General features: G+C 35.6%; 21 protein-coding genes and 1 pseudogene. 15 read left to right on the top strand and 7 right to left on the bottom strand.

Annotated features, from left to right (window positions below):
* Positions 1-167: 167 nt before the first annotated feature.
* The gene (locus tag ACFX5D_RS14280) at positions 168-1,334 is read right to left on the bottom strand and encodes an acyl-CoA dehydrogenase family protein (RefSeq protein ID WP_379858884.1); all 1,167 of its coding nucleotides are present in this window, start codon (positions 1,332-1,334) and stop codon (positions 168-170) included.
* A 157-nt stretch (positions 1,335-1,491) separates the two neighbouring features.
* Between ACFX5D_RS14280 and ligD (ACFX5D_RS14285) the strand changes: the two genes are divergently transcribed.
* Both ligD (ACFX5D_RS14285) and ligD (ACFX5D_RS14290) read left to right on the top strand, forming a co-directional pair.
* Positions 1,492-3,027: a non-homologous end-joining DNA ligase gene (gene ligD / locus ACFX5D_RS14285; protein ID WP_379858885.1), complete on the top strand. Its 1,536-nt coding sequence runs from the start codon at positions 1,492-1,494 to the stop codon at positions 3,025-3,027.
* A gap of 34 nt (positions 3,028-3,061) precedes the next feature.
* A complete protein-coding gene (ligD, locus tag ACFX5D_RS14290) occupies positions 3,062-3,997 on the top strand; it encodes a non-homologous end-joining DNA ligase (RefSeq protein WP_379858886.1) in 936 nt (311 codons plus the stop codon).
* Here ligD (ACFX5D_RS14290) and ku read toward each other — a convergent pair.
* A complete protein-coding gene (gene ku, locus ACFX5D_RS14295; RefSeq protein WP_379858887.1) occupies positions 3,994-4,782 on the bottom strand; it encodes a non-homologous end joining protein Ku in 789 nt (262 codons plus the stop codon). The genes ligD (ACFX5D_RS14290) and ku overlap by 4 nt on opposite strands.
* A gap of 284 nt (positions 4,783-5,066) precedes the next feature.
* On the bottom strand, positions 5,067-5,834 hold the full coding sequence (locus tag ACFX5D_RS14300; RefSeq protein ID WP_379858888.1) for an XRE family transcriptional regulator: 768 nt from the start codon (positions 5,832-5,834) through the stop codon (positions 5,067-5,069).
* A gap of 89 nt (positions 5,835-5,923) precedes the next feature.
* On the opposite strand from ACFX5D_RS14300, the gene dinB reads away from it, so the two are divergent.
* The 7 genes from dinB to arsB all read left to right on the top strand — a co-directional run bounded on the left by dinB (position 5,924) and on the right by arsB (position 15,670).
* Positions 5,924-7,105: a DNA polymerase IV gene (dinB, locus tag ACFX5D_RS14305; RefSeq protein WP_379858889.1), complete on the top strand. Its 1,182-nt coding sequence runs from the start codon at positions 5,924-5,926 to the stop codon at positions 7,103-7,105.
* A 4-nt stretch (positions 7,106-7,109) separates the two neighbouring features.
* The gene (locus ACFX5D_RS14310; RefSeq protein WP_379858890.1) at positions 7,110-10,166 is read left to right on the top strand and encodes a DNA polymerase III subunit alpha; all 3,057 of its coding nucleotides are present in this window, start codon (positions 7,110-7,112) and stop codon (positions 10,164-10,166) included.
* A gap of 586 nt (positions 10,167-10,752) precedes the next feature.
* Positions 10,753-12,303 carry a DUF4394 domain-containing protein gene (locus ACFX5D_RS14315; protein WP_379858891.1) on the top strand — a complete coding sequence of 517 codons (1,551 nt, stop codon included), beginning with the start codon at positions 10,753-10,755 and terminating at the stop codon, positions 12,301-12,303.
* 765 nt (positions 12,304-13,068) lie between these two features.
* Entirely contained in the window at positions 13,069-13,401 is a 333-nt protein-coding gene (locus tag ACFX5D_RS14320) for an ArsR/SmtB family transcription factor (RefSeq protein ID WP_282715502.1), read from the top strand.
* Positions 13,402-13,504: 103 nt separating this feature from the next.
* On the top strand, positions 13,505-13,975 hold the full coding sequence (locus ACFX5D_RS14325; RefSeq protein WP_379858892.1) for a DUF6428 family protein: 471 nt from the start codon (positions 13,505-13,507) through the stop codon (positions 13,973-13,975).
* 17 nt (positions 13,976-13,992) lie between these two features.
* Positions 13,993-14,625: an arsenate-mycothiol transferase ArsC gene (locus ACFX5D_RS14330; protein ID WP_379858893.1), complete on the top strand. Its 633-nt coding sequence runs from the start codon at positions 13,993-13,995 to the stop codon at positions 14,623-14,625.
* Position 14,626: 1 nt separating this feature from the next.
* Positions 14,627-15,670 (top strand): ACR3 family arsenite efflux transporter, encoded by a 1,044-nt coding sequence (gene arsB / locus ACFX5D_RS14335; RefSeq protein WP_379858894.1) that lies wholly within the window; start codon positions 14,627-14,629, stop codon positions 15,668-15,670.
* A 316-nt stretch (positions 15,671-15,986) separates the two neighbouring features.
* Here arsB and ACFX5D_RS14340 read toward each other — a convergent pair whose 3' ends face one another.
* Both ACFX5D_RS14340 and ACFX5D_RS14345 read right to left on the bottom strand, forming a co-directional pair.
* A complete protein-coding gene (locus tag ACFX5D_RS14340; RefSeq protein WP_379858895.1) occupies positions 15,987-16,409 on the bottom strand; it encodes a transposase in 423 nt (140 codons plus the stop codon).
* A gap of 202 nt (positions 16,410-16,611) precedes the next feature.
* A complete protein-coding gene (locus ACFX5D_RS14345) occupies positions 16,612-17,016 on the bottom strand; it encodes a transposase (RefSeq protein WP_379858896.1) in 405 nt (134 codons plus the stop codon).
* An 83-nt stretch (positions 17,017-17,099) separates the two neighbouring features.
* Between ACFX5D_RS14345 and ACFX5D_RS14350 the strand changes: the two genes are divergently transcribed.
* From ACFX5D_RS14350 to katG, 6 genes and pseudogenes are all read left to right on the top strand, one after another.
* Entirely contained in the window at positions 17,100-17,345 is a 246-nt protein-coding gene (locus ACFX5D_RS14350) for a hypothetical protein (RefSeq protein WP_379858897.1), read from the top strand.
* A 76-nt stretch (positions 17,346-17,421) separates the two neighbouring features.
* Positions 17,422-17,798 (top strand): annotated as a pseudogene (gene nirD, locus ACFX5D_RS14355) (nitrite reductase small subunit NirD).
* Positions 17,799-17,827: 29 nt separating this feature from the next.
* Positions 17,828-18,415, top strand: a complete 588-nt coding sequence (locus tag ACFX5D_RS14360) for a DUF4202 domain-containing protein (RefSeq protein WP_379858898.1) — start codon at positions 17,828-17,830, stop codon at positions 18,413-18,415.
* A 12-nt stretch (positions 18,416-18,427) separates the two neighbouring features.
* Positions 18,428-20,239: a sensor histidine kinase gene (locus tag ACFX5D_RS14365; protein WP_379858899.1), complete on the top strand. Its 1,812-nt coding sequence runs from the start codon at positions 18,428-18,430 to the stop codon at positions 20,237-20,239.
* Between the two features lie 126 nt (positions 20,240-20,365).
* Positions 20,366-21,025, top strand: a complete 660-nt coding sequence (locus ACFX5D_RS14370) for a response regulator (RefSeq protein ID WP_379858900.1) — start codon at positions 20,366-20,368, stop codon at positions 21,023-21,025.
* A 432-nt stretch (positions 21,026-21,457) separates the two neighbouring features.
* On the top strand, positions 21,458-23,710 hold the full coding sequence (katG, locus tag ACFX5D_RS14375) for a catalase/peroxidase HPI (protein ID WP_379858901.1): 2,253 nt from the start codon (positions 21,458-21,460) through the stop codon (positions 23,708-23,710).
* Between the two features lie 681 nt (positions 23,711-24,391).
* Here katG and ACFX5D_RS14380 read toward each other — a convergent pair.
* A complete protein-coding gene (locus ACFX5D_RS14380; RefSeq protein WP_379858902.1) occupies positions 24,392-25,369 on the bottom strand; it encodes a hypothetical protein in 978 nt (325 codons plus the stop codon).
* 159 nt (positions 25,370-25,528) lie between these two features.
* Positions 25,529-26,332 (bottom strand): DUF2971 domain-containing protein, encoded by an 804-nt coding sequence (locus ACFX5D_RS14385; RefSeq protein ID WP_379858903.1) that lies wholly within the window; start codon positions 26,330-26,332, stop codon positions 25,529-25,531.
* Positions 26,333-26,414: the final 82 nt, after the last annotated feature.

Here is a 26,414-nt window from a genome sequence, read left to right on the forward strand (position 1 = left end):
AATAATAAGTATTTAGTTAATATTTGTGGCAATAACAATTGCTAATTTACATATAAATAGCATAAAATACTACGGATTTATTAGCGTTAAAATTATTAATGATACGGTATTAAAGCAACAGTAGTCTCTTTTACAGCACTCTTCAAGTAGTATTAATTTCAATAGAGTTAAAGATCTTTAAGCAATCCGCGGGCAATTACTATTTTCATAATTTCATTCGTTCCGGCATAAATGCGTGCCACACGATTATCGGCATACATACGAGCAATTCGATAGTCCCACATATAACCATAACCACCAAATAATTGCAAACATTCATCAACAACGTGGCCGCACATATCAGTGGCAGAATATTTAATCATCGAAGCACTTTCAGTTGTTAGTTTATGCTCTGCTAATAATTCAATACATCGATCTAAAAAAGCCTGATGTATTTGCATTTGGGTAGTACATTCCGCCAGTTTAAATTGGGTGTTTTGAAATCCCGCAATAGGCGTACCAAAAGCGGTTCGTTCCGTAGTATAAGCGATGGTACTTTCGATGGCTCCTTCAGCAGTAGCTACGGCCATAATCCCGACTGTCAATCGCTCTCGAGCTAATTCCTGCATCATAATTTTAAATCCTGTTTTCTCATCTCCAAGCCTATTCTCCTTTGGAACTCTTACATTATCAAAAAACAACTCTGCAGTATCTTGAGATTTCATTCCAATTTTCTTGAGCGGAACTCCTTTCGTAAACCCTTCCATTTTAGATTCTAAAATGAGTAAGGTAACGCCTTGCCCCTCTGTATTGTGATTGGTTTTCACAGCCACTATAGCCATATCGCACATAAAACCATTGGTTATAAAGGTTTTTTGTCCATTTACTAGATAATAATCCCCTTTATCTTCGGCTGTTGTTCGAAGTGCTTTCAAATCGCTCCCGCAATTAGGTTCTGTCATTCCTATAGCAGTTATAATAGCGCCTTTAGCCATTAGAGGTAAATACTTTTGTTTTTGGGCTTCCGTTCCATAATACAATAAATAAGGAGCTACAATATCGGAATGCAACGAAAATCCAGGACCGGTTATTCCTTTTTTTGCGAAAGCTTCAATTAACAAGGCATTAAAAGTAAAATCTAGTCCTCCTCCCCCGTATATTTCTGGTATATCCAAACACAACAATCCTAATTCTCCCGCTCGTTTCCAGATTTCACGCGATACCATCCCATTTTTCTCCCATTCGTCTAAATGATCCATAATGTCATTTGTGATGAATTCCTGAATCATTTCGTGCATCATTTTATGCTCTTCGGAGGCATAAATCTTTCGTTCCAATAGTATGTTTTTTAGCATTTTTTTAGCATTTTTAGATTAAAGGATGCATCTGCTGGTTTAAATGGGAATTTACGACATAAGAAGCAACAAATCAACATTATAACGTTATTTATTGCATTATAATTAATAAATTTACTGTTGCTTTACTTTAGATTTTCAGCTAAATAATCTTGTAATGACGTTAGATAAATACAATCAGAAACGTAATTTTAATTTCACTGAGGAACCCAAAGGTGAAAACTTCAAGTCGAAAAACGATTTGATTTTTATAGTTCAAAAACACGCTGCGTCACATTTACATTATGATTTTCGCTTAGAAATGAATGGGGTTTTAAAAAGTTGGGCAATACCAAAAGGCCCGTCAATGAACCCAAACGACAAAAGACTTTCCATTATGGTCGAGGATCATCCTTTATCTTACAAAGATTTTGAAGGAACTATTCCTGAAGGAAATTATGGTGCCGGAAATGTTATTGTTTGGGATAATGGGACTTATACGTTGCCCGAAGAGCAATCAAAAGCAGCTACTGAAAATAAATTAAAAACAGATCTAGAAAAAGGACATATTCGTTTTATCCTGAACGGAAAAAAATTAAAAGGCGAATTTTCATTGGTTAAACTAAACAACCAAGAAGATAATTCTTGGCTTTTGATTAAAAAAAACGACTCGTACGCAACGGATATCGACATTTTAAAAAAAGATAAATCCGTATTATCTAAGGTAACTTTAGAGGATTTGGCAAAAAAAACGACAAAGGATAATTTAGATTCAAAAATAAATGAAAGCGCTAATTTTATTAAACCAATGTTAGCCCATACCGCTGAAAAGCCATTTGATAATAAAAATTGGTTATTTGAAACGAAGTATGATGGTTACAGAACAATTGCGGTTATTAATCCGGAACAGGTCCTTCTTTTTAGCCGCAATCATCTTTCTTTTACTAAAAATTTTAAGGCAATTGCCGATGAGCTTCGACAAATAAATCATGTTGCGGTACTTGATGGCGAAGTTGTAATTGAGGATAAAACTGGTCGTTCGGATTTTCAATTATTGCAGAATTATATCAAAACAGGAAAAGGAACACTAAAATATTATGTCTTCGATATTTTAAATCTGGATGGCCACGACACTTCAAATTTATCATTAATACAACGAAAAGAATTGGTTGAAATTTTGCTTCATAAATTCCTGTTATTGAATGTGTTTTATTCGGAACACATACAAGAGAAGGGAATTTTATTTTATGAACATGTCATCGAAAAAAATCTGGAAGGCATCATGGCAAAAGAGGTAAACAGCCTATATAGACCTGGAAAAAGAAGCAACGATTGGCTTAAAATAAGGATTTCACAACAGGAAGAAGCAATCATCATTGGCATAACCGAATCAAAAACTACAAGAAGTTATTTTGGTGCCCTTTTATTGGCTCAATATGATCATGAAACATTACGATTTATAGGAAAATGCGGTACTGGTTTTAAAGAAGAAACGCTAAAGGAATTGTATAATAAGTTCGAACCTTATTTTATTGATAAATCTCCAATAAAAGATAAAATTCCAACACGTGATAAAGTAAAATGGCTTAAGCCAAAATTTGTTTGTCAGATAAAATTCACGGAATGGACTCAAGATTATTATTTGCGTCATCCTGTTTTTCAGGGCTTACGAATGGACAAAGAAGTAAAAGATATTATTTTCTCATTAAAATAATCATAATCAATAACTTAAATAAAAAATAACAACCGTGAATCTTAAAAATGAAAATGATTTTTATTTAAAAATTGGACAAATAAATTTGCATTTGACTAACCAAAACAAACTATTTTTCCCTAACGATGGCATTTCAAAAGGAGATATCGTAAATTATTATAATGAAGTTTCAGCATTGATATTACCCTATTTAAAAGACCGTCCAGAATCTATGAATCGCTTTCCTAATGGAATAAATACAGGTGGTTTTTACCAAAAGAATATTGACTTAGAAAATAGTCCATTCTGGCTTAAAACGGAGAAAATTTATTCCGAATCAAATGATAAATATAGCGATTATTTGCTATGCAATGATACAGCGACCTTACTATATATGGCAAATTTGGGGTGTATTGAATTCAATCCGTGGAATTCCACCATCAATAAAATGGACAACCCGGATTGGGCTGTGATTGATTTAGATCCTGCAAAAAATGATTTTAAAGAAGTGGTAAAAACAGCGCTTACTCTCAAAGAAATAATGGATGAGTTGGATACAGCATGTTACTGTAAAACATCCGGAGCAACAGGATTGCATATTTATATTCCCTTAGGCGCCCAATACAGTTATGATTCTGCCAGATTGTTTTCGGAGGTAATCGCAAATGAGGTTGTTGCCCGATTACCGCAAATCACGAGTGTCGTACGATCAGTTAGAAATAGAGGAAATAAAATTTACATTGATTTTTTACAAAACAGGCAAGGTCAGACTTTGGCTTCCCCCTATTCCGTGAGACCGAGAGCTGGAGCTACTGTTTCAACACCTCTGGAATGGGGAGAAGTCAATGAGAAATTATCGCCGTCACAATTTACCATCAAAAATGTACTGCAACGCTTTGATCAAAAAGGCGATTTATGGAAACCGGTATTAGGCAAAGGAGCCAATCTAGAAATGATTATAAAAAACATTTCTGAAAACCCAAGGCGTTAAGATGATTTGGTTTTTTCGTTTTCGAGGCTTGCTTTCAGCATAGCCATTAAATCATCATTCTGTTTGCGCACCACTTTAAGTTTAGGGGCGACTTGTTTTTTACCTTTTGCTTTATTTCTTATAATTTCTAAAAGTTTTGCTGTATAATTGTCCTTGTACTTTGCAATATCAAATTTCTCTGTTAATTGTTCGACTAGCCTAATGGCCATATCCATTTCTTTTGTATTCGGTGCAGATGACGGTGGCAATTTTAATTCTGTGGTATTTCTAATCTCTTCTTGAAATCGAATTCGGTTAAGTACAATAACATTTTTATACGATTTCAAAATGACCAAACTTTCTCTATTTCTTAAAACAATAGTCCCTACCCCTACTTTTCCCGAAACTTGCAGTGCATCCCGCAGCAATGCATACGCTTTGATTGCTCCCTTATCCGGCTCGAGATAATAAGGCTGTTCATAATAAATGGTGTCAATTTCTTTTTCATCGACAAAATTCATTATTTCGATGGTTTTGGTTTTCTCTGCTTCAGCAGCTTCAAAATCAGAATCTTCAATTACCACATACTTGTCATCCAGTTTATATCCTTTTACAATATCGGCATAAGTAACTTCTTTGCCTGTATTTTCGTTAATCCGTTTAAATTTAATATTAGAATAATCATACTTGTCGAGCATATTCATTTCAAGATTGCTTTCCTGGACTGCTGAAAATAATTTAATTGGGATGTTTATCAATCCGAAAGTAATTGAACCTGTCCAAATTGATTTTATTCTGGTTTCCATAAAATTGAAGATTTACGTCATTAAACAGGAATGCAATTACGCTATCAAAAGCATACAAAATTCTGAATTTCAATACATTAAATTTACGAAAAAATAATATTTGTTTAATAACTATTTTTATCAAAATAAAACATCAACGCTAATAAAACTCCAAAAAACAACTTCTAAAACACTTTAGCATATTTATTTAAACCCTTAAGAGCCTTTACTTTTATCTCCCTTTTAATTTAAAGATTGTTTAAGAACGCTTTACAAAATTCATTCTCAATAGTCCCGCGATCTGTCTAAAAAAGTTTTTCCTTCACCTCTCTTACTTCCCGCCTCAAATCCATTAGTACCTCTTTCAAGCTTTCCGGACTCAAATCATCTGGTTTAAATTCTTCGGTAGCAAGACTGCAGGCAAATTCCCAAATTTCAAGAATTTCAGAAGCCTTAACTTCATACGACTTATAATAGGCATTATCCGAATGAAGGACTAAGGTATTTTTTCCGTTTTTGTTTAATCGCTTGTAAACAATTCCTTCGTTTTTGGTTAACAAAATATACGTTTTCCCATCCATAACATCCCCCAGTTTTTCTACATAACGACCTACAATGAAAAACCCACTTTTATGCGGTGGCATAGAATCACCATCAACAGGAAAAGCCCTGAATTTGCCATTGCGTAACCACGGTAACGAAATATGCTGCAGGTTTTCAATAAATTCAGGGTCGGAATAACCCGTAAGATAACCAGCTCTCGCCTTATGAGGAACAATTTCAATAAAACTCTCCCCTTCCTTATCCACCGTAATGGGCAGCAATATCCGGTTATCCTCGAGTTTTAACAAATCATCCATGGGTATTTTCCGCACATCTACCGATAGCAACAAGTCAATACTAATGTGGTAATAATAAGATATTTTCTTTAGTATTTCATAGGGAGCTTCTGAAGTCCCATCTTCATATTTAACGTATCTCCCTCTAGTTATTGCAAGTGACTCCGCAAGTTTTTCTTGGGAAATTTTTTGTTGCACCCTTAGGTTTCTGATGTTGTCGGAAAATAAAGACATGATAATTTTGTTATAATTTGTAACAACAAATATAATCATATTTGTTACAACCTGTACTAGTTTTGTAAAGTATAAAAAAGGAAAGGATTATGGAAAGAGCAATTGTACATATGGATTTAGACACTTTTTTTGTGTCGTGTGAAAGACTGGGAAATTCAAAACTGGAAGGAATCCCTTTAATCATTGGCGGTGGTGACCGCGGTGTAGTTGCTTCCTGTTCTTATGAGGCCCGCACCTTCGGAGTACGTTCCGCAATGCCTATTAAAATGGCATTACGCCTCTGCCCGCAGGCAAAAGTGATGAAAGGCGATATGGAATTATATTCTAGGCTATCGCATGATGTTACTGAAGTGATTCAGGAGAAAGCCCCAGTCGTAGAAAAAGCCAGCATCGATGAATTTTACCTCGATATTACCGGTATGGATAAATTTTATGGGGGTTACAAATGGACCAACGAACTGGCACGATCCGTTACCAAAGAAACTGGTTTACCTATAAGCTTTGCGTTATCGGTAAACAAAACCGTTTCTAAAATTGCCACTGGAGAAGGGAAACCACTGGGAAACCTGGAAATACCGGAAAATAAGGTCCAGCAATTTCTAAATCCACTATCTATTCAAAAAATACCTATGGTGGGTGATGTAACATTTCAGCTGCTGTCCCGAATAGGAATCCGAACGATTCAGACGCTTTCAGAAATGCCGGCAGAAGTATTACAACGAATGATCGGCAAGAATGGCATGGAGATATGGAAAAAAGCCAATGGAATTGATAACAATCCGGTGGAACCTTATTCCGAACGGAAATCAATTTCGACAGAACATACTTTTGAACAGGATACCATTGACATTCAAAAATTGAAATCGATACTTATCGGAATGGTGGAAAAATTGGCTTTTCAGCTGCGTTCAGAAGAATGGCTTACGGCAACTGTTGTATTAAAAATACGGTATGCCAATTTCGACACGGAAACCAAACAATGCAAAGTACCCTACACCTCAGCCGATCATATACTGACCCAGAATGTCACGGACTTATTTGATAAATTATACCAGCGCCGCATGCGACTGCGATTAATCGGAATTCGTTTCAGTGGACTCGTGCGAGGAACCTATCAAATCAATTTATTTGAGGACACTGAAGAAATGTTGTCTTTGTATCAAGCCATGGACAAAATGAAAAGCCGGTATGGCTTTGATGCCGTAATGCGTTGTGCCGGCGCAACATTCAAGCCCAATAACAAGTCTGAAATTTTAAACCGTAAATTATAATCCTATGTACCTCAACTGTCATTCTTTTCATTCCCTGCGCTACGGCACCATACCGCTTACTGAACTGATACAGCAGGCTGTTATTTGTGGGATAAAAACTATGGCGCTGACCGATATTAATACCGTCACAGGGATTTACGATTTCATAAAAGCTTGCGAAGTAGTCAACATCAAACCACTCGTTGGTATAGAATTTCGCTGCAACCATAAATTACGTTATATCGGCTTGGCCAAAAATGCCGATGGTCTAGCCGAAATGAACCGCTTTCTGACCCAACATAATTTCGAAAATAGATCATTACCATTGGTAGCACCTTCATTTAATAACGTATGCATTATTTATCCTTTCGAAAATAAGCCAACGGAATTAAAAGACCATGAATTTGTTGGCATTGCCCCCGAGCAGCTTCCCAAATTGTTTCTTGCGGAATGGCACTTATGGCTTAACAAAATGGTGGCCCTGCAATCCGTCACCTTCCGTAGCAAAAGAGAATTCAATCTGCATAAAATCCTTAGAGCCATTGATACCAATGTTATTTTGTCCAGACTTACTGTAGACGATTGTTGCAAGACGTCTGAAGTAATGATTCCCCTGAAGGAATTGCTTTCGAAATTTGAGGAGTATCCGCAAATTATAAGCAACACCGAAAAACTCATTGAAGAATGCCATTTTGAATTCGACTTCAAAACCCCCAAAAACAAAAAGTTCTATTCCGGAAGTCGAGAAAGTGATATGCAGCTTTTGACCAAGTTGGCTCAGGAAGGAGTATTCAAAAAGTACGGTACCGATAATCCGCAAGCGAAAGCAAGAGTAGAAAAGGAATTAAAGGTGATTGATCAATTGGAATTCAGCGGCTATTTCCTAATCACCTGGGATATCATTCAATACAGTATCAGTCAGGGCTTTTTGCATATTGGTCGTGGCAGCGGTGCCAACAGTATTGTAAGTTATTGTCTTGGCATCACCGACATCTGCCCTATTGAGCTGGATTTGTATTTTGAACGTTTCCTAAATGTGAACCGCAAGAGTCCACCCGATTTTGATATTGACTGGTCCTGGAAAGAACGCGATACAATTCTCCGATATATTTTTGATAAATACGGTGCTGACTATGTCGCTTTTTGTGGTACCAATGTGGAATTTAAATACCGCTCCATATTCCGGGAAGTGGGAAAAGTATTTGGTTTGCCCAAAGAGGAATTGGATCTATTGGCTAAAAATCCCATGCAGTTGCATGATACAAACCCAATCGTAAAGCTAGTTCAGGAATATGGGATGCTGCTCGAAAAGTATCCCAATCAACGAAGCATGCACTCCTGTGGTATATTGATCTCGGAAGAACCCCTTACCAATTTTACCCCTCTTGAAATGCCTCCCAAAGGGTTTCCAATCGTTTTGTTCGACATGCACATTGCCGAGGATATCGGCTTTGAAAAATTTGACATCCTGAGCCAGCGGGGTATCGGTCATATCGACGACAGTGTAAAACTAATCGAGAAAAATAGAGGGATTAAAGTCGATATCCGAAATATATCATTGTCAAAAAATGAGGCTAAGTCCAATCATTTTCTAAGCCATGGAAAAACAATTGGGTGTTTTTATATCGAAAGTCCGGCCATGCGTGGATTATTGCGCCGTCTGAAATGCGATAACTACAAAACCCTCGTAGCAGCCTCCTCTATTATCCGCCCGGGTGTCGCCCAATCCGGTATGATGAAAGAATATATTTTCCGACACAACCATCCCGACAAGTTCGAATATTTTCATGAGGTGTTCAAAGAACAACTCGGCGAAACCTATGGGGTAATGGTTTATCAGGAAGACGTAATAAAGATTGCCTTACATTATGCAGGCCTTCCGGCAGCCGATGGAGATATTCTGCGTCGGGCTATGAGCGGCAAAAAACGCTCCAAAGCAGCATTGCAAAAAGTGAAAGACAATTACATTGCTTGTTGTGCAAAAAAAGGACATCCCTTGAAGTTGAGTGAAGAAATTTACCGGCAGATTGAATCCTTCGCAGGATATTCCTTCTGCAAAGCGCACTCGGCTTCTTATGCTGTCGAAAGTTACCAAAGTCTCTATCTTAAGGTACACTACCCTATCGAATTCATGGTAGCCGTCATCAATAATCAGGGTGGTTTTTACCGTACCGAAGTATACGTACATGAAGCCAAAATGTCGGGTGCAACCATTCAAAATCCCTGTGTAAATAAGAGCGAATACGAAACTACCCTATACGGTATCAATGTCTATTTGGGTTTCATGCATCTCGAAGGTTTAGAAACTAAAATAGCGCATGGTATAATTACGGAGCGGGAGGAAAATGGCGAATTCACATCCCTGGACGATTTTATCAATCGCATTCCAATAGGTATTGAAGGCATACAAATTTTGATTTTTATCGGAGCGTTCCGCTTTACAGGCAAAACAAAAAACCAATTATTGGTGACTGCCAGACTCATTATGGTCAACTTCAAATCCGAAAACAGAAACGGGATGCTTCTTCAGGAACCCATTAAAGAATATACGTTGCCCATACTCGAACGATCTCCTTTTGAAGATGCTTTTGATGAAATCGAGCTCTTGAGTTTTCCGGTTTCCTGCACTCCATTCGATTTGTTACAGACAAAATATCGCGGACAGGTAATGGCAAAAGACTTATTAAATCACCATAAAAAAGCCGTAAGGATGCTGGCCTACCTTATTTCCAGAAAGCACGTGCCTACCAAAATGGGAGCCATGTATTTTGGGACCTGGATTGATAACGAAGGGGAGTATTTTGATACCGCACATTTTACAAATAGTTTAGAGAAATATCCGTTCCAAGGCGGTGGCTGTTATTTACTTCTAGGGAATGTTGAAGTGGATTACCATTTCCCAACCATTACCATCACCAAAATGGCTAAAATGCCCTTCATTCCTGATCCGCGGTATTCCAACACCAAAGACAGGCAATATAAAGTACACGAACAGCTTCGGGAAGATGTCAGCATGACCGATCGGGCACCGTATCCGCAGGAACATGAAATTAACCTGCCGAGGTATAAAATGAGTATCTGATAACCCGTTGGCTGTGAAAATTAGGGATTTATACCGCAATCAAGATGCAACAATTTAATGTTTTGAAGTCGAAAAACAAACAATATCAAACTTCATGGCGCTGTTCCATAACGGGTGTTTTTTATTCTTTAGACATTAGTCAAGCAGAGGTTCACGCCATAAATTTTTCGAAAAATATAAAATAACAAATATTTAATTGTCTACTGCTTAAAGAATGGGTATTTGTCTTCAACAATGCACTTGGATTTATTTGAAAAGGCAAATAAAAATTGGAAACACCATAATTTAATTATACACAACGAGTTAAATAAAGTAAGTAATCCCCTTATTTTTTAGTTTTATTCCCATTTTTATATAAATTTTGGTCTTAGTGATGTGCTTGGTCGTTCTGCCCATTCATTTAGTTCTGAGGCAATCGCGAAGCAGTCAGATTGTATAAATTCCTATTGCGTTCGCACTACATACATCAACTTAATATACTCTTATACAGGTAAATAAGTATTAAAGTACCGTACTAATCATCAAAAATTGTGTAATTTTAATGTAAATACCAATATTATTTATTTAAACTTAAAATTTTATAATTATGAAAAAGAATTCAGCTTTAAAAATTACGGGCTTATGTGCCTCGTGTTTGTTGTTCCTAGTCTCCTGCGAGGACAACCAATCTCTAAAAGATACCGATAGTAATTCTGGTCTCTTTTTAAAAAATAAAATGGAAATTCCAGTTATCGATTTCTATGCTCTAGCAGACGGGCTAATGATTGATAAATTTTCTACTGCCAATCCTGAGGTGGCATTGAGTTCCGCATTCATTTCAGGATTGCAGGCAGATGAAAAAATTCTTTCCATAGATTTTCGTCCCGCTACAGGTCAGCTCTATGGTTTGGGAAGTAGCAGCCGATTGTATGTTATTAATCCTGAATCGGGAATAGCTCGGGCAATAGGCAGCGGGCCTTTTTCTCCTGCACTTTCGGATGGTATTGCTGGCTTCGATTTTAATCCCACTGTTGACCGGATCCGGGTAGTAACAAGCAGCGGACAAAATTTTCGTCTCAATCCAGAGACAGGAACTGTAGCAGCCACCGATGTAAATATAAACGGACCAACTGGAGTAATGGTTTCTGCGGTTGCTTACACTAATAATGTTGCCGGAGCCACAACTACTACCTTATACGATATTGATCTTACCTCTCAAAAACTTTACAAACAATTGCCTCCCAACGCAGGAACTCTTGTTTTAGTGGGTGACTTAGGGTTAAATATAGTTGGTGACGGAGGCTTTGATATATTTTATCAGCAAGACGTAGCGTTAGGAATTTTTGAAGTGAACAATAAATCAACTTTATTTAGTGTTGACCTTAATACTGGTAATGCCGTCATATTAGCTAAGTACAAAAAAGACTTGAAGTACACCGGAATAGCTATTCCTACCCAACCGGTTGCCTATGCGGTTACCGCCATAAACAACCTTTTAATTTTTAATCCTAACACCCCCTCAATAGTTGTTACCAAAGCTATTACCGGAATGTCCTCAGGTGAGACCGTTTTGGGAATAGATTTCCGACCTCTTAATGGACAGTTGTATGCACTTGGAAGCACCAGTCGTTTATATACCATCAATGCCAGTTCAGGCGCAGCAACTGCAGTTGGAAGCTCAACTTTTAGCGTTGCTTTGTCGGGGACCGATTTTGGTTTTGATTTTAATCCTCTTGCGGATCGCATCCGTATTATCAGCAATACAGGGCAGAACCTTCGTGTAAATCCCGCCAATGGTGCAGTAACTGTAGACAGCTCATTAAACCCGAGTACAACTGGCATTTCTGCAGCAGCTTACACCAATAATTTCGCAGGTACCACAGCTACGATGCTTTTTGATATTGATGTCAGCACCGACAAACTTTACCTGCAAAATCCGCCCAACTCAGGAACATTGGTTGAAATAGGTAACCTTGGTCTTAATGCCGATATCGCTACTGGATTTGATATTGGTGGTGCCACTGGAACAGCTTTTGCGGTTCTTACATCTAGCGGTACTACAAATCTGTATGAAATAAATACCACTTCCGGGGCAGCTTCTGTAAAAGGCAGCTTTACATCACCGGTTACCGGCTTTACAATCGGCTTGGGATTCTGATAAAAAAAATCAGTTCATCGTTTAAGATTAATAAGGCCCTATATTTATGCCTTGTTCCTTTTATTCAATTCTAGTCAATAACCGACGACTTAAATTATGGTTGTTTAGGTTCTAAAAATAAAAAAAAGGCTGTCCAAAAAGTAATTTTTGGACAGCCTTTTTTTGTTTGCAATCATGCGTATCAGTATTTGTGAACACTAGAAATTATCGATTTTGCATCCCATTATCAAATCTCACTTCATCAATACCTTCTCCAACTTTCAATGTTCGGTTCCGCTGTGTTTAATAAGTTATCTTAAGCCGTAATACTCAATCTACACCCTTTTTGGAGTTTCTAAAGAAAAACAAATCTACTTAACATAGAGCGAATGGTAAGTAATATCTCTTAATCATGATAGTAAAGATCACGAACTGTTTCGCGGCCGCAGTGCCTGAAAACCCTAATCCTTTTGATCATGAAAAATTTTGATCCATAAAAAGCAAAAAAACGTATTGCAACTTTAAAAATTATGGAAAAAATGGAGAGAAGAATTGATTATCTGTCAAATGCGATATAAGTTTAGATGGTAAGTAAAAAATTAGAAGCGTATTTTTCGAAAAAAATATCAGAAGCAAACTTTCAATGGTTTTTATAATCCAAGAAATTTTGGAAATTCTTAGTATTAACTACGAAATGCTGCTAATTGAAAAGCCCAGTAAAAAATACTTTCCTGAATTTGGACCTTTCCTATCTTTATCGTAATATTGCAATGTAAATATATCATTATGGGAATTACTAAATCAGAACATTTTACAGACGAGCAAAATGAATTGGCGACTTTAGCGAAAGCCATAGGTCATCCCGCACGTATTGCCATTATTCAACACCTTATCAAAGTAAACAGTTGTGTGTGCGGTGATATTGTAAACGAACTGCCTCTAGCCCAACCTACCGTTTCGCAGCACTTGAAAGAACTGAAAAATGCCGGTCTTATAAAAGGTAATTTTGAAGGAAATGCCATTTGCTACTGTCTTAACGAAGAAGGTTTTAATAAAATAAAAGGCTTTTTCCAGCATATCAATACCTATTTAGAAAACAAGAAAAATCAATGTTGTTAATTTTAAAAATACTAGAATCATGAAATCGCCAGGACTCAAAAAAACAATATAATTTAGGAATGGCGATACCATATTCCTATTAAAAAACAAATATTATAATCATATGAAATTATCAGAAATTAAAAATCAGTTGAGTAAGTTAGAAAACGTTGCTTTTGTATTGCCAAACGGAACCTATGTTCCAGAACATTTCCATGTAACAGAAGTGGGTTTAATCACCAAAAACTTTATTGACTGCGGTGGAAAAGTTCGAAAAGAAAGCGTAGTAAATTTCCAATTATGGGATGCCAATGACTTCGAGCACCGCTTAAAACCGCAAAAACTTTTGGATATTATTGCCCTTTCAGAAAAAGTGTTAGGAATCGAGGATCACGAAATTGAAATAGAATATCAAGCCGAAACGATTGGAAAATATGACTTAGGTTTCAACGAAACAGCATTCACTCTTTTAAACAAACAAACAGCTTGTTTAGCACAAGATCAATGTGGCATTCCTGCAGAAAAACAAAAAATAAAATTATCCGAAATCACTACGCAATCAAGCTGTTGTTCTCCTGGAGGAGGCTGTTGCTAATTTTTTAAAACTATAAAATGACTCTAACAAAAACCATCCTATTTCCTGAAATCGAAAAAACAATTGGTACTCTTGATTTCGAAACGATCGCTGCAGAACGCAAAATTATTTTGCAACCGCTGATTGATTTTATTCAAAACAAAGCTACCAACCAACAAGAAATCAGGCTAAACTTAATCTGCACACACAATTCCAGAAGAAGCCATTTATCCCAAGTTTGGGCACAAACAGCAGCAGCTCATTTTAATATAAAAAATGTATTTTGCTATTCTGGGGGTACCGAAGCAACTGCTTTATTTCCTATGGCTGCGAAAACACTAGAACAATCAGGCTTTAAAATTAAAACCATTGCAATAGGGAATAATCCAATTTATGCCATAAAATATTCCGACAAAGAACATCCTGTTATTGGTTTTTCAAAAACTTATGATGATGATTTTAACCCCAAAAGTGAGTTTGCAGCAATATTGACTTGTTCGCAAGCAGATGGAGGTTGCCCTTTTATTACAGGTGCTGAAATGCGTATTCCAATCACATTTGAAGATCCAAAAGCGTTTGACAATACGCCACAACAAGCAGAAAAATATCAGGAACGCAGTTTGCAAATTGCTACCGAGATGTTCTATGTATTCTCCCAAATAAAATCATAAAATGGCAGCTAAAAAAAGATTACACTTTCTCGATAGTTACCTTACACTTTGGATATTTCTGGCAATGGCAATTGGCGTTTCTATTGGCTACTTTATTCCGTCAAGCAGCGGCTTTATCAATTCTTTTTCAAGCGGAACGACCAATGTTCCTTTGGCAATTGGATTAATATTAATGATGTATCCTCCATTGACTAAAATTGATTTTTCAAAAATTCCTTTAATGTTTGAAAAGCCAAAATTACTCACCGCCTCTTTTTTAATCACCTGGATTATTGGTCCGTTTTTAATGTTTTTATTAGCAACATTCTTTTTGAAAGATTATCCGGAATACATGACCGGTTTAATCATTATTGGGATTGCGCCTTGCATTGCGATGGTAATTGTTTGGAATGAATTAGCTGAGGGAAATAGAGAATTAACAGCTGGATTAATTGGAATTAATAGTTTACTTCAAGTCTTCTTCTTTGGTTTATATGCTTATTTCTACCTGGAAGTCATGTTGCCTTTATTTGGAATAAAAGGTTTGGAATTAAATATTACGGTTGCCCAAATTGCTACAACAGTTGGGATTTATTTAGGAATTCCATTTGCATTAGCAGTAATTAGCCGCTATGCCATCAAGAAATACATTGGCGACAAATGGTTCAATCAAAAATTTATTCCTTTTGTCTCTCCCATTACTTTGATTGCTTTGCTTTTTACAATTGTAATCATGTTCAGTTTAAAAGGTGAAATGATTGTTGATTTACCGCTGGATGTAATTCGAATTGCTATTCCACTTGTGATTTTCTTTACCATTATGTTTTTCCTGATGTTTTTTGTTTCTAAAAAAATTGGAGCCAATTATCGGGATGCCGTAGCGCTTTCATTCACTGCATCGGGTAATAATTTCGAATTGGCAATTGCAGTTTCTATTGGAGTTTTCGGTATCAATAGCGGACAGGCATTTGCCGGCGTTATTGGGCCATTAGTAGAAGTTCCGGCTTTGATAATTTTAGTAAATGTCGCTTTTTGGTTAAGAAAAAAATATTATCAATCTAAGTAATGTCTAGTCCTGAAATAGCGATACAGGATTAATGAAAAATAAAAGTACAATTTTTAAACAGTAGTAAGCTCAGGTTTACTACTGTTTTTTGTTTTATAGATTCTCATTTTAATTATATTCTGACTGTGCATCTGATTTGGAGTAAGCATATAATTTGAATAATGAGGTCTGATTTCATTATAAACACTAATAGCTTCTTTTACAATTTTTTACATAATTTCTGTTTTTTGATTGTAATTATCAATCATAAATTCCTGCTTTAAAATACCATTAATTCTTTCTGCAACTGCATTTTCATAGGGGTCTGAGTTTTGTGTCATACTGCATAAAACCTTGTTTTTATTAAGTTGTTTTTGCTATTCATTAGCACAATATTGAATGCCTTGTCGGAATGATGTATTAATGGCAAACTTTTGTTATTTCTATTTTTAAGAGCCATTTTTAAAGCCTTCAAACTGCTTTCTGTGTTCATGTTGTCAGCTACATAATACCCCATAATATTTTTAGAATAAGCATCGGTGACTAAGCTTAAATAACAAGGATTCTCTCTTTTTCCGATGTATGTTACGTCAGATACCCAAACTTGTTCCGGTCTGTCTATTGCTAAATCTAAAATTCGATTTTGATGTTTTCTAAAATGATGATGCGAATTAGTTGTTACATGATAACCTCGTTTAGGTTGTATCAATAAATGATTAGCCCTGAGTATGTCAAAGAATTTATCTCTTCCAATTTTCATTAATTGAAGTTGATCCAACAAAAGATAATATAGTTTTCGAGTACCTACTCCATGCATTGTCTCCCTGATATCATTTACCAGCAAAATCACTTCTTTGGCTTTGCTTTGTTTGGATGTCTTTCTTCTTATTTTTCGATAATAAACCTGTCTGTCTATCCCGAACAAATAACAGGTAGATGCTACTGTTTTTTGTTGTTTTTCTCTAAAATGGTCGATTGTTCGGAGGAGAGTTTTTTCGTATGTCGATTTGATATTCTTTCTCAGCTAAATCAATCATCATGTCAAACAGTATAGCTTTTTTGTCTGCAACATAGGCTTGTGGCTCTAAAAGAGCCTTTTGTTTTTCTAATAACTTGACTTGGATTTCAAGTTCCATAATCTTTTGTTCTGGGGACTTAGTCATATTGAAAGGAGTTTGGTTTTCCCAATCAAAGTTACCAAATTTTCCTAACCATTGGACTATTGTTGAACGAGATTGTATACCATACTGCTTTCTAGCTTGGGTAACTGATAAACTACCGTGTTCAACTTCTCTAACAATTTGAAGCTTTAAAGACATACTGTAATTGCGTTGAGTGCGTTTTACATAATTTGCGCTTTCTTCCATAATGATGTTTTTTTGTTGTATCGCTATTTCAGGACTAGACATATATCTGTACAGCGGGACCTTTAGTACGTACCGCAAATTGGTTGGACAAATTGGAAGGCGGATTGGATTATTTAAAAGAAGTTATCATTCACGACCGTATTGGTATTTGTGAAGCATTGGAATCTGAAATGGAATCGCTTGTTGGAACTTTTGAATGTGAGTGGAAACAAGTACTTGAAAAACCAAGATTGATGAAACGTTTTAGTCACTTTGTGAATTCAGATGAAACGGATGATACTATTGAATACGTACCATTAAGAGATCAAAAAATGCCAAAATCGTGGTAATAAATAATTAAATTCTTTCCAGTAAATAGTACTTCAACGCTTTTCGGGAGTAATGGAAAGATAAAAAAATAAAATTATGGAAAATATATTAAACGATTACAAAGCTGTTTCTTTAGAAGACGTTAAAGTTTGGTTCAAAGCCGGAAAAATAAAAGACTTTTCTAGTAATAGAGGAGGATGTATTAAATATAAAAACAAACAGATTGCCGTTTTTAATTTAGAAAGAAGAAATGAATGGTATGCCTGTCAAAATGCTTGTCCTCACAAAATGGAAATGGTCTTGTCAAGAGGGATGACAAGTTCTGCAGATGGTATTCCAAAGATTGCCTGTCCAATGCACAAGAAAACTTTTCTCTGGTAGATGGTTCCAATCTGAATGGAGAGGAATATTCAATCGCAACTTACCCTGTAAAAGTTGTAGAAGATGAAGTATTCGTTGGCTTTTTGGAATAATTATGTATCTTTGATTTTAAACATTTCTAATGACAGCAACACTATTCCAGAACGCAAGTAAATGGATTGACGCAGAGAATGCTCAAGATCCTAACCACGAAACATACCAAGCTATAACCTATCCAAAAGAATTATTATATTCAAATCGAATGTATGAAAGACTGATGGATTTTCATAAAAATGCATCAGAAGAAGTTCAAATTGCCTCCAAAGCACAACACATTTGCCGATGGAAAATAGCACGGGAATCCTATTCTATGGATCGTGTGGGTTATTTAAAATGGCGCGAAGATTTGAAAAAATTTCACGCCAAAACAACCGCTGTTATTTTAGAAAAAGCAGGGTACAGCGAGGAATTTATCGCCAGAGTTTCTTTTCTGATCGAAAAAAAACTACTTAAAAAAGACGCCGAAACACAGCTTTTAGAAGATGTGATTTGTTTAGTATTTCTAGAGTATTACTTAGACCCTTTTGTACACAAACACGACAGGGAAAAAATGAAAAACATCATTCTGAAAACTTGGCTGAAAATGTCTGAAAAAGGACAGCAGGAAGCCTTAAAAATCAACTACAGTGCTGCGAATCTTGAATTGATCAAAGAGTCTCTTGAACTGTAATTTGATTTCGTTATGACAAAAAGCGCCAAAGGATCATCTATCGATACTATTTCATTTAAAAACTTAAGGCAATTGTATCTTTTCGCCTTATTAACAATTGCCATTACGGTATTGATAAGCCAGTTGTTGATACAATACAATCTTAACAGCCAGCTGAGTGATTCCCGAATAATCAATATTTCGGGAAAACAAAGAATGTTGAGCCAGAAGTTGACGAAAGAGGTTTTAATTTTAAATTTCGTAACGGATACTGCCAAAAAAAATGAGGAAATTACAAACATTAACGAAACGCTTTCGCTTTGGAAAACTACCCATTTTAATTTAGAAAAAGGAAATGACAGCCTTGGTTTTCCAAAAGAAAAAAGCAAAACTCTTTCGGTATTATTTAAGGCAATCAAACCTAATTTTGACAGTATAGTTAACGCTACAACGCTTTTTTTAGAAAATAAAAAACAAAATACAAAGGAATCCGAAAATCAAAAATTAGTACAAACTATCCTTGAAAACCAAGTAGTTTTTCTTTCTAAAATGAACCAAATTGTTGATGAATACGACAAAGAGGCGCTAGAAAAAGTGACGCTGCAAAGTAAAACGGAATATGCAATTTTAGTATTTACACTATTTGTTTTACTACTGGAATTCTTGTTTATCTTTAAACCGACCAATCAAAAAGTAGAAAAACTTATTTCTAAACTTTTATCTTCCGAAAAAAAGGCATTAAAACTCGCTTATAACACGGAAATAATTAGCGAAATAAAAGAAAATTCTGTTAAAGAATTGAAATCGCTCAATTATGCCATGGAGAATACGTTGCTCTATTGCCGCGTTGCCCCTGATGGTACCGTGATTCATATTGGTGAAAAATTCTCGAAATTACTTCAATACAACCCATTTATTTCTGACAAAACCTTTTCTCAGGTTCTGACTCCAATAGAAAAAGAGCAAATTCTAATTGACAGGATTCTTGCCGAAAAACAACGCAGTAGCTGGCAAGGAGAGCTCAATATTACCAATAGAGATGGCGAATCCCTCTGGCTCGACTTATCGATGGTTCCCTTAACGATAAAAAAAGAAGAATCTGAATTATTGATTATCTGTTTTGATATTACCGAGCGTAAGAAAGCGGAACAAGAAGTTGAACGATTGAATACCGAAAATGTAACCGATAAAATCAATCAACAAAAGATCATTTCGAGTAAAATTGTCGAAAATCAGGAAAACGAGCAAAACAGGATTGCCCGAGAAATTCACGATGGAATTGGACAAATGCTTACCGGCTTAAAATTTAGTCTGGAAAGCATTAATCTCGATGATAAAGAAAAAGCGGCTCAAAAGATAGAGTACCTGAAAAAATTATCGCTTGATATTATAAAAGGAGTCCGTACCGCCACCTTTAATCTACTGCCTCCTGAATTGAGCGACCATGGCATTGTTTCCTCTATTGCAAAATTGACTCAGGAATTATCAAAATTAACAGGGAAAAACATTCTTTTTTATAATAAGACCCATTTTGAAAAACGATTGGATTCTTTAATTGAAATTAACATCTACAGACTGACCCAAGAAGCCATTAACAACGCTCTTAAATATGCCGAATCCTCGCATATAATTGTACAATTATCTCATAGCAGCACACTTTTGAGTATTACGATTGACGATAACGGAAAAGGATTTGATAGTACAACCGTCGAGAAAAAGAGAAACAGCGAGTCCGGAATGGGATTGCTTTTCATGAAAGAAAGGATTCAACATATTAATGGTCGGGTTTTCATCAACTCGATTCCTGGTGAAGGAACTCGTATTACTTTCAATATTCCTATATAATCTTCGGAAAATTGCAAAATTCACTCTTTTTTCAATCCAAATAAAATAATTTCATTAGAATACGTATCTTAGCCTTTATTTTTAGGTTAATATACGTAATAATCAGATTTAAAAATTAAGTAAATTATGAGTAATACTATTCGAGTTGTTCTGGCAGATGATCATGTATTTGTAAGAGATGGTATCAAATCATTATTAGAAAACGAAGTAAACATAGAAGTTGTAGGCGAAGCTATTGATGGTTTAGAAGCCCTAAAAATAATAGAAACAAGCAATCCTGACTTACTCATTTTAGATATTCGTATGCCTAACATGACCGGTATTGAGGTAGTCGAAAAACTAAGAAGTCAAAACAATATGGTAAAAATTGTTATGCTTTCTATGCATGAATCCGAAGAGTACGTATTAAAATCAATCAGAGCCGGAGCCGATGGATACTTACTTAAAGGTTCCAGCAAAGAAGAATTTCTTAAAGCACTACATACTATTGCTAATGGCGGAAAATATTTCAGTGGCGACATCTCCTCTATATTAATTGGTCAGCTTAACAATCCGTATGGGGTAATGGAAAAAAAGCAAGTACTTGACGAAGAACTGATGATAACCAAAAGGGAAAAAGAAATTCTTAAACTTTTATTATCTGGAAAAGGGAATAAAGAAATAGCCGAAGCTTTAGACATCAGTAAGCGGACTGCAGAGGTTCACCGTTTTAATTTGATGAAAAAATTGAAAGTAAAAAATCTTATGGAACTTTCTAATAAAGCAACAGAATATTCTTTATTGTAATCTTTTTTCAGGAATAGCCTTTCCAATATTTCAAAGACTACGTACTTCTATATGAATTAAGTATAAATACTTAATTAATTTCAGCAAACTGCGAAAACGCAGGTTTCAACTAAATTTTAGTACTTATATTTGTAAAAAATATAAGTATCATGAAAAATTCAAACTTTTTATCCCAATCCCATAAAATTTTGGTTTTTAATACACTTGCATTTACTGTATGTTTTGCATTTAGCTAAATGTCGCGTTTTTGGGCTCAATACTAACAGAACGATCTCCAAATGCTATCACCCCTTTTTTATTAAGCATTTTTCTGTAAGTTGACTGTATAACGGATTTTAGAAAAGGACTATAGTTTTTATCTATTAAAAATAAATTTCGATAAGAATGTTTTTATGTAAATTCGTGCTCAAGAAAATAATATAAAATTACAATATGGAAAATAACACAAACTCAGGCACAACGTCTTACAATGTGAACAGCGAAAGCAAATGTCCGTTTAATCATGGCGCTAGTGCTGGAACTCCTTCAAAGCAAGGTGCTGGTTCTGCTCCGGCAAATCGTGAATGGTGGCCAAATCAATTGAAATTAAACATCCTACGCCAACACGGTGCGCCATCTAACCCAATGGGAGAAACGTTCAGCTATGCGGAAGAGTTCAAGTCTTTAGATTTTGCAGCCTTGAAAAAGGACATCATGGATTTAATGACTACTTCACAAGACTGGTGGCCAGCAGATTATGGCTTTTACGGTGGTCTATTCATCAGAATGGCTTGGCACAGTGCAGGTACGTATCGCATCGCGGACGGACGTGGTGGGTCTGGAGCTGGAACGCAACGCTTTGCACCACTAAACAGTTGGCCAGACAATGCCAACTTGGATAAGGCTCGTTTGTTACTTTGGCCTATCAAACAAAAATATGGCAGAAAAATTTCTTGGGCTGATTTACTGATTTTAACTGGTAACTGTGCTTTAGAATCGGCTGGTTTTGAAACTTTTGGTTTCGCTGGCGGACGTGAAGATGTTTGGGAACCAAATGAAGATATTTATTGGGGTTCCGAGCGCGAATGGTTAGGTGACAATCGTTATAATGGAGAACGCGAATTAGAGCAACCTCTTGCTGCAGTTCAAATGGGATTAATCTATGTAAATCCAGAAGGACCTAACGGAAACCCAGATCCAGTATTAGCAGCGCATGATATTCGTGAAACTTTTGCCCGTATGGCAATGAATGATGAAGAGACTGTTGCATTAAGTGCAGGTGGACATACTTTGGGTAAAACCCATGGTGCGGCAGATCCAGAGAAATATGTTACTGCTGAACCAGCAGGAGCAAGTATCGAAGAACAAAGTAAAGGTTGGAAAAACAGTTTTGGTACCGGTAATGGTGGAGATACAATTACTAGTGGTTTAGAAGGGGCATGGACTACCACTCCGTCTAAATGGAGCAATAACTATTTCGAAAATTTATTTGGTTATGAGTGGGAATTAACCAAAAGTCCCGCAGGTGCGCACCAATGGAAACCAAAAGATGGTGCAGGAGCTGGTTTAGTGCCAGATGCTCACGACCCATCAAAAAGTCACCAACCGTTTATGTTGACAACAGACCTTTCACTGCGATTTGATCCTGCTTATGAAAAAATATCAAGACGTTTTCTAGAGAATCCAGCCGAATTCAATGATGTATTTGCTAGAGCATGGTTCAAGCTAACACACCGTGATATGGGTCCAAAGACTCGCTATTTAGGTCCAGAAGTTCCTGCTGAAGAATTAATTTGGCAAGATCCTATTCCTGCGGTTACACATCAATTGATTAATGATGAAGATATTGCTTTATTAAAAGCAACCATTTTGGCTTCAGGATTATCAGTTTCTCAATTGGTATCAACTGCCTGGGCTTCCGCATCAACTTTCCGTGGGTCTGACAAACGTGGCGGAGCAAACGGTGGTCGTATTCGTCTAGAACCTCAAAAAGATTGGAAAGTGAATAATCCTTCTCAATTGGAGATAGTTCTAGAAACACTTGGTCAAATTCAAAAAGAATTCAACAACGCTAATTTTGGCGGTAAGCAAGTCTCCATTGCTGATTTAATAGTCTTAGGCGGTAGTGCAGGAATTGAAAAAGCAGCAAAAAATGCTAATCATGATGTGAAAGTGCCTTTTACACCAGGAAGAACAGACGCTTTACAAGAACAAACAGATGTAGATTCATTTGCAGTTCTTGAGCCTCAAGCAGATGGTTTCCGTAATTACGTTAAGAAAAAATATACGGTTTCAGCTGAAGAACTCCTTATTGATAAAGCACAATTGTTAACACTTTCTGTACCAGAAATGACGGCTCTTGTTGGAGGTATGCGAGTACTGAATACGAACTTTGATCAGTCTCAAACGGGAATTTTTACAAAACGTCCAGAGGCTTTAACGAACGATTTCTTTGTAAACCTACTTGATTTAGGTACAACTTGGAAAGCTGTTTCAGAATCGGATGACGCATTTGTGGGTACCGATCGTAAAACAGGTGCAATCAAATGGGTTGGAACGCGTGTGGATCTTATTTTTGGTTCTAATACAGAGCTAAGAGCCATTGCTGAAGTTTATGGCTGTATCGATTCTCAAGAAAAGTTTGTTAAGGACTTTATTGCAGCGTGGAATAAGGTAATGAACCTAGACCGTTTCGACTTAGTTTAATTATAAACCTTGTAGTATATAGAATTAAAGGTGGCCCGTAATGGGCCACCTTTTTTATTTTGATTTGTTATATCATCGCTCGTGTCCGACAAAGGAGGTCAAAACCAAATGCATATCGCTATTTTTTTGAAATTTAGTTTCAAATCACAAGCAGAAAGTTCCTGTACACTGGGCGGTTATCTTTAGGAGCAGCATGATTGCAGATTTCAAGAACGAATCCTCCTGCTGTCCGCTGTATCTCTCCACTGCGTTACGAGGATGCCGCTACCATCAGGGCTAGGAATCACGAACTTTTTTTATAATGACATTTTCACAATCTGGTCATTGCGAGGAACGAAGCAATTACATTTAAATAAATCTCTCAAAAGTAAGAACTAATTACAAAAATACTCTTTTTGAAAAAAGCTTATAAGTCGTTCATGTTACAAGCGCTACGTTTTGCACTATTAAAGTAGGTACTGTTGAAAACGAGCCAGAGATAGTTTAAAAAAATATAATATTATGGTGGAATTTCAGTGGTCTTTTAGAGGCTAGCGCGAGCGTCACGCTCGTGCCCATAATCAAATTCTATTCTCTTTTTTTTCGCAATAATTTAATGATTTAATTATGTTTCCAAAATATAAATCCTTTGTGGGCACGAGCGGGACGCTCGCGCTAGCTGGGGGTTAGCTGATGGCTTATTTATTTCAATTGCTTTTCAAATTCAGAAAATCTTTTTATTGCAGTTTCTTTATTTAAATGTCCTGGGAAATTATTTAGTATTTTTTGATATTCAGTTTTTCCCAAAGCTTTACAAATATATGCTTCATGCACAAAGTTTAAGTAATGTATTATGTTACTTAAACACTCGTGAAATGTTTTAAAATCTATATTTGCATTAATAAAAGTTTCAACATCATGATAGTTTGCTTTTATTCTCAATCGATACATTATATTCAAAATAGTTGTTTCGGGAATTGTTTTATATATTAAATCCCAATGAAGTTTTGAAAATGACTTTCTAAATTCTCCTTTTGCATTTAAAAATTTTTTGTCATTATTATTTTTTAATTTTTCTCTTTTGTTTTCAGCTATTTTTTTCCTCGTAGATTTTAGAAAAAGTGCAATTTGTAATTGAGCTTCATCTAATGATTCAATTCTTGCTAAACCACAAAAATCCCTTGGGAATTTTTTAAAAGTTTCAATTCCTTCATATTCGTAACTTTCATGTAACCCTTTACTAAAAAAACTAATTGCTTTTGGATAATGTCCATCTTTTACTGAGTTTCCAAATATTTTTATAGATTTTTCATGTTGTTCATTCGCTAATCCTTGAGTTTCATGAAATGCTGTTAATGAGAGATAAATTGAGTAATATGCTTGTGGAAAATTCCAATGTAAAGCAAATTTATAAAATTCTTCATTATTGGCTAAAGTTGTTAATGTGAAGGCATATTCTGTACTCCAAGAGTTCCATAATAATTTTCTAATACTCTCTAAATCAAAATTTTCATTTCTTAATTTTAAATTATTAAAAAATGTGTTTTTTTTCAAATTAAAACGTTCCGTATTACATTCAATGTGATATGATACAGCAAAAAAATGATTAAAAAAAACTTGAGATGGAATAGCTTTTCTTTTTTTTTCTTGAGCTTCTTTTAGTTTATCTATTAAAGACATTAGTTATTTTAGATTTTTGAATTCTTACAATTTTTTTTCAAGCTATAGCTATGTTTCGCGGCTTTGCGAGGTTGTGAACTTCGTAACCGCATATATTTCATTAAGATAAATTATTTTTGTTCATATTTCGCAATCTCGGAAAACTGCTGTTGTTCGCTCTTATAATTGAAACCTAGATAATCCAAACTGAAATGGAATTTTCTTTGTTTGATAAACTTTAATGTTTTTAGTTTTAGCTATTTCAACGATTTCATTTTTGTGAATGTCCGAAATATTGATTCCCAAATTTACTTCATCTATAAACTCAAAAGGAATATTAATTATCCTATTAGCTTCACTTGCGGGTTCGGGATAAAAAAGTTTTGTTAATCTATATTCTTGCTCATATTCCCATTCTTTAGATTTATAATGAGTTTGTGTTGCTGAGATTTCCATTGTATGTTCACTAAAAGGATCTAATTGAGGAAAATCGTCAGAGTAAACAACTTGGCCTCCTTTACCAAACAAACCAGATTCTCTCATATGTCGCTCATTGTATCCAACGTTAAAACCTTTATGAAAATCACCATAATGTGACCACATCAAAATAGAGTCCCATCTTGCTGATAGAGATAAAATACCGTAGTGTTTATTGTTGGCGTCAGATTCAATAGCTTCGTGTTCCTGTTGGTAACTTTCAAGATTTTCTAATCTTTTCAGATGAAACGCTCTCTCATTTTCTAAATTTCGGTCATCTTTTAGAAGCCAAAATTTGTGTTTTTCTATTCCTTCATCAACATAACGATTAATCTTTTCTTGACTATCTAATAACATATAATTTTTAGTAATCCCAAAATCAAATGGATCATTAAAATGCTTTGGTGCTGATAAATATAATTCACCTTTGGTTAGAATATTTCTATGTAATTCATTTGACCAACATCGATATTTATAAACTATATCTGGAAAATCTATAGGTTTCATTAATTTAAGGTTACGTTCGAAATAATTGAGTACAACTAGTATATAAGTCTGACGATATCATACTTATCACCCCTAAATTTTT

This window comes from Flavobacterium fructosi, assembly GCF_042787335.1.
Classification (GTDB): domain Bacteria; phylum Bacteroidota; class Bacteroidia; order Flavobacteriales; family Flavobacteriaceae; genus Flavobacterium; species Flavobacterium fructosi.